We start from the raw sequence: 4,884 nt of genomic DNA, 5'->3' as shown, positions 1-4,884 counted from the left end.
GGTCGAAAGAGAGATGGTTGTTCGGCAGCCCGGTCAGGCTTGCCGCGGCAACGGTCACGCCGTGGTAGCCGCGCTTGCGGCTGATGATCTTCTTGCGCGCCGGCTGGCCGAGCGCGTTTGACCGGTACCAGATCATCTTGATGGCCGTATCGTTGGCCTCGGAGCCGGAATTGGTGAAGTAGGCCTTGCTCATGGGCACTGGCGCCATCTGCACCAGTTTCTCGGCCAGGTCGATCAGCGGCGAATGCGCCTTCGATCCGAAGTCGTGATAATAGGGCAGCTTCGACATCTGCCGCGTGGCCGCCTCGACCAGGCGCTTTTCCGAGAAGCCGACGGCGACGCTCCACAGGCCTGCCATCGCCTCGATATAGCGGTTGCCGGCAATGTCCTCGACATAGATGCCGTCGCCCTTTTCGATGACGAGCGGGCCTGTTTCCTGATGCTTGCGGGCATTGGTGTAGGCATGCAGGTGGTAGCGGATATCGCGGGCTTCAGGGGAATTGGGTCGGGCGTCCATGATGGCTCCTGTCTGCAGGCGTGCAGCCGAAACAGAACCGTCTCGTCTGATGAGCGGTCCAGGGATTACTCGCGTTTGGGATGCTTGATGCATCATGGCGGCAGGTGGCCGCAAGAGCCGCTGTGTCATGATCGATAGCGCCATGTGGTTCCCCAACTCAGTTCCAAATGATCCCGATGCCGCGGCCACGCACGTGATCGCCGGCACTGGACAACAAGGCTATGATCCTTGAAGGCTGCGACGCGCCGCTTGCGCAACCAGATGGACAGGGGCATGGAACAGGTCGATTGCATCGTCGCCGGCGCCGGCGTCATCGGTCTGGCGGCTGCGCGCGCCATGGCCGCACAAGGCCTGGACACGCTGATATTCGAAGCCGCCGACGCCATCGGCACCGAGACAAGTTCGCGAAATTCGGAGGTCGTCCACGCCGGTATCTACTACCCAAAGGGGTCGCTGAAGGCGCGCCTCTGCGTTGACGGGCGGGAGTTGCTCTATCGCTACTGCGCGGAGCGATCAATCCCGCACCGGCGTTGTGGCAAGCTCATCGTCGCGACAGACGGGGCTCAGGAACCGGTGCTTTCCTCCATTCGCGGCAATGCCGCCGCTTGCGGAGTTGACGACCTGCGTTTTCTGTCCGCAGCCGAGGCGCAGGCGCTGGAGCCGGCGCTGCACTGCACCAAGGCATTGCTGTCGCCCTCCACCGGCATCGTCGACAGCCACGCGCTGATGCTTACCTTGCTCGGCGAGGCCGAAGCGAACGGCGCCATGCTGTCGCTCAACACGCGTGTGGTTTCCGGTCGTATCGGAACCGGCGGCATCGTCCTCGAGACGATGGACACCGCAAGCGGCGAGCGTTTCGAGATCGCCACCTCACACCTCGTCAACGCGGCAGGTCTCGGCGCAGTGGCGCTTGCCGCTTCGCTCGAAGGATTCGATCGGCAGTTCCTGCCGACGCTTCGCTACGCCAAGGGCAGTTATTTTTCGGTGGCCGGGCGCGTACCCTTCTCGCGGCTTGTCTATCCGGTGCCCGAACCCGGCGGGCTCGGCGTTCACCTGACGCTCGACCTCGCCGGCACGGCGCGCTTCGGGCCGGATGTCGAATGGACGGACGGGCTGGACTACCGCGTCGACCCCACGCGCGGCGAGCGCTTCTACGATGCGATCCGCAAATACTGGCCGGAGCTCGCGGACGGCAGCCTGCAACCGGCCTATAGCGGCATCCGCCCAAAGCTTTCCGGACCCGGCGAGGCCAACAGCGACTTCATCATCCAGGATGCGGCAACCCACGGCATCGAGGGCGTGGTCAATCTGTTCGGCATCGAAAGCCCCGGGCTGACGTCCAGCCTGGCGATCGCCGCGCATGTCGCGCGCATTCTGACGCTCGCCTAGCTGAGCACGAGAAGGTCATCGAAGGCTGCGCGAGAAAGACCGCGATCGCTGCGAGGCAGACCGAGGGTCTAAACCTTTTCCGCCGACAAGCGTTGATGTTTGCCAGCCCGGTTCTTCCGGCAGATCAGACATCGCCCAGCGGAGAGGTCGAACCCGATGTATTTCATGGCATTGGCCACTGACTATGATGGCACGGTCGCGCATGACGGCCTGGTCTCGAAAAGCACGTTCGCGGCGCTGGAGAAGCTGAAGAAATCCGGCCGCAAGCTCATCCTGGTCACCGGGCGCGAATTGCCGGACCTGAAGCAGGTCTTTCCGGAGGTTGGCATTTTCGACAAGGTCGTCGCGGAAAACGGTGCGCTGATCTACACGCCGGCAAGCGAGGAAGAGCGCACGATTTCGCCAGCGCCCTCGCCCGACCTCGTCGCCCGGCTGAAGAAGCGCGGCGTCAAGCCGCTCTCGGTCGGGCGCTCGATCGTCGCCACCTGGGAGCCGCATCAGGCAACGGTGCTCGACGTCATCAAGAAGCTAGGGCTGGAGCTGGAGATCATCTTCAACAAGGGCGCGGTGATGATCCTGCCCAGCGGCATCAACAAGGCGACCGGCCTTGCAGCCGCGCTCGAAGATCTCAAGTTGTCACCGCACAATGTGGTCGCCGTCGGCGACGCTGAAAACGACCACGCCTTCCTGCGCGCCTCAGGCTGCAGTGTCGCCGTCGACAACGCCTTGCCGGCAGTGAAGGACACGGCCGATCTGGTGACCAGCGGGGAGCGCGGCAAAGGCGTCGAGGAATTGATCGGCAAGATGATCAAGCTCGATCATCTGATTGCGCGCAAACGTGCCAGGGGCGTCCTGCTTGGCAGCGCTAACGGCAAGGAAGTCTATCTCTCGCCGGTGGAGACAGTGTTGATTGCCGGGAGCTCCGGCATCGGCAAATCGACACTGGCCACGGCGCTTACCGAACGGCTCGCGGAAAAAGGTCTGCAGTTCTGCATCTTCGATCCGGAGGGCGATTATGACGGGCTGCAGGGCGCTGTGCCGCTTGGCGATTCCTCGGCTGCGCCAAGCAAGGACCAGTTGCTGCAGCTGATCGGCAAGCCTGACACCAATGTCGTCGTCAACGGCCTGGCGTTGAGGGTCGATGAGCGGCCGGACTTCTTCGCGGAACTCCTGCCCGGCCTTGGCAATGTCCGCTACCGCACGGCAAGACCGCATTGGCTGATCATCGACGAAGCGCATCACCTTCTGCCCAAGCGGCGCGAGGACACGCGAGCGGTGCTTTCGCTTGAATTGCCCGGGACAGTGCTGATCACGGTGCATCCGGAAGCGATCTCGACGGATGCCTTGCGCCTGGTGACGGTAGTGATTGCGCTCGGACCTCAAGCGAAAGGCGTGATCAAGACGTTCTGCAAGGAAACCGGACTGGAGGCGCCGGGAAACATCCCCACCCCGAAAGGAGATCGCGTACTGCTCTGGCGGCCGCATACCGGCAAGAAGCCTTTTACCGTCAAGGCGATCGAGCCCAGCCAATCGCTGAAGCGGCACAGCCGCAAATATGCCGAGGGCCAGCTCGACGAAGCAGGCAGCTTCTATTTCAAGGGTCCCAAGAATGCGATGAACCTGAGGGCGCACAATCTGATCATCTTTGCCCAGATGGCGGAAGGCATAGACGACAAGACCTGGATGCATCATCTGCGCGCCGGCGACTATTCGGAATGGTTCCGCCGTCAGATCAGGGACAAGGAGCTGGCGCGCGAAACGGCCATGGCGGAAAAGGACAAGGCGCTTTCGGCCGAGAAGAGCCGCAAGCTGGTGCTCGATGCCGTACGCCGCCGCTATACGGCGCCAGCGACCGCTCCGGAGAAGTAGCCGGTTGGCGGCATGTTGGCCGCCGCCTCAGCTCGCCTCGCGCATCGCCTCGGCGGCCTGCAGGTCGACCGAGACCAGCTGGCTGACGCCCTGCTCGGCCATGGTGACGCCGAACAGCCGGTCCATGCGCGCCATAGTGATCGGGTTGTGGGTGATGATGACGAAGCGCGTCTCTGTAGTACGGGACATCTCGTCCATGAGATTGCAGAAGCGCTCGACATTGTGGTCGTCGAGCGGCGCGTCGACCTCGTCGAGCACGCAGATCGGCGCCGGATTGGTGAGGAACACAGCGAAGATCAGCGACATCGCCGTCAGCGCCTGCTCGCCGCCGGAGAGCAGCGTCATGGTCTGCGGCTTCTTGCCCGGTGGGCGGGCGAGGATTTCGAGCCCGGCTTCCAGCGGATCCTCGGATTCGATCAGCTGCAGTTCGGCGGTGCCGCCGCCGAACAAATGCGAGAACAGGCGCTGGAAATGGCCGTTTACCACCTCGAACGCCGACAGCAGCCGCTCGCGCCCTTCGCGGTTCAGGCTCTGGATCGCCTGCCGCAATTTGCGGATCGCCTCGATGATGTCCTCGCGCTCGGAAACGATGGTCTCCAGCCGGTCGGACAGCTCCTTCTGCTCTTCCTCGGCGCGCAGGTTGACGGCGCCGAGCCGCTCACGCTCGACCTTCAGCCGGTCGAGCTGACGCTCGACATCGGCCATTTCGGGCATCGGTTCATCGGCTTCCAGACCGGTGTGGCGGATGACCAGGTGCGGTGGCGTGTTCAGCGTTTCCTGGATGCGCGCCTCGACCTCCAGCCGCCGCTCGTCGGCGGCGGGCAGCCGCTCCTCGGCGCGGACGCGGGTTTCGCGCGCTTCGGCGAGCGATTGGATGGCAGCGGTCGCGGCCTTGTCGAATTCGGCCTGTTTGTTCTCTGCTTCCTGCAAGCGGTCGGCCGCTGCCTGGCGCAGCGTCTCCGCCTCGGCCAGTTGCGAGAGCAGCGCGCGGCGCCTGGCATCGATCTCATCGGGAGCATCGGCCAGCCGCTCGCGCTCGGCCTCGGCTTCCGCCTTGCGCTCGCCAAGGGCGGCGATCTGCGTCGAGGCGTTCTCGGCCCGCTCCAGCC

General features: G+C 64.0%; 4 protein-coding genes. 2 read left to right on the top strand and 2 right to left on the bottom strand.

The window, feature by feature from the left end; all coding sequences use genetic code 11:
* Window positions 1–517 (bottom strand): aminotransferase class III-fold pyridoxal phosphate-dependent enzyme (locus tag EN781_RS25785; protein WP_127400456.1); only part of this gene is annotated, 517 nt, incomplete at its 3' end.
* A gap of 273 nt (window positions 518–790) precedes the next feature.
* On the opposite strand from EN781_RS25785, the gene EN781_RS25780 reads away from it, so the two are divergent.
* Window positions 791–1,906 (top strand): NAD(P)/FAD-dependent oxidoreductase, encoded by a 1,116-nt coding sequence (locus tag EN781_RS25780; RefSeq protein ID WP_126055892.1) that lies wholly within the window; start codon window positions 791–793, stop codon window positions 1,904–1,906.
* A gap of 156 nt (window positions 1,907–2,062) precedes the next feature.
* Entirely contained in the window at window positions 2,063–3,775 is a 1,713-nt protein-coding gene (locus EN781_RS25775; protein WP_126055893.1) for an HAD family hydrolase, read from the top strand.
* A gap of 27 nt (window positions 3,776–3,802) precedes the next feature.
* Here the strand turns inward: EN781_RS25775 and EN781_RS25770 are convergent.
* On the bottom strand, window positions 3,803–4,884 hold a 1,082-nt coding region (locus tag EN781_RS25770; protein ID WP_145965621.1), incomplete at its 5' end, for an AAA family ATPase.

Source organism: Mesorhizobium sp. M4A.F.Ca.ET.090.04.2.1 (genome assembly GCF_003999085.1).
GTDB lineage: Bacteria > Pseudomonadota > Alphaproteobacteria > Rhizobiales > Rhizobiaceae > Mesorhizobium.
Note: the sequence above shows the minus strand (reverse complement) of the source record. Positions and strands in the feature narration are given on the sequence as shown.

Coding starts and splice junctions, on each gene's coding strand:
- EN781_RS25780 (WP_126055892.1), top strand. CDS start 791: ATGGAACAGGTCGATTGCATCGTCGCCGGCGCCGGCGTCATCGGTCTG.
- EN781_RS25775 (WP_126055893.1), top strand. CDS start 2,063: ATGTATTTCATGGCATTGGCCACTGACTATGATGGCACGGTCGCGCAT.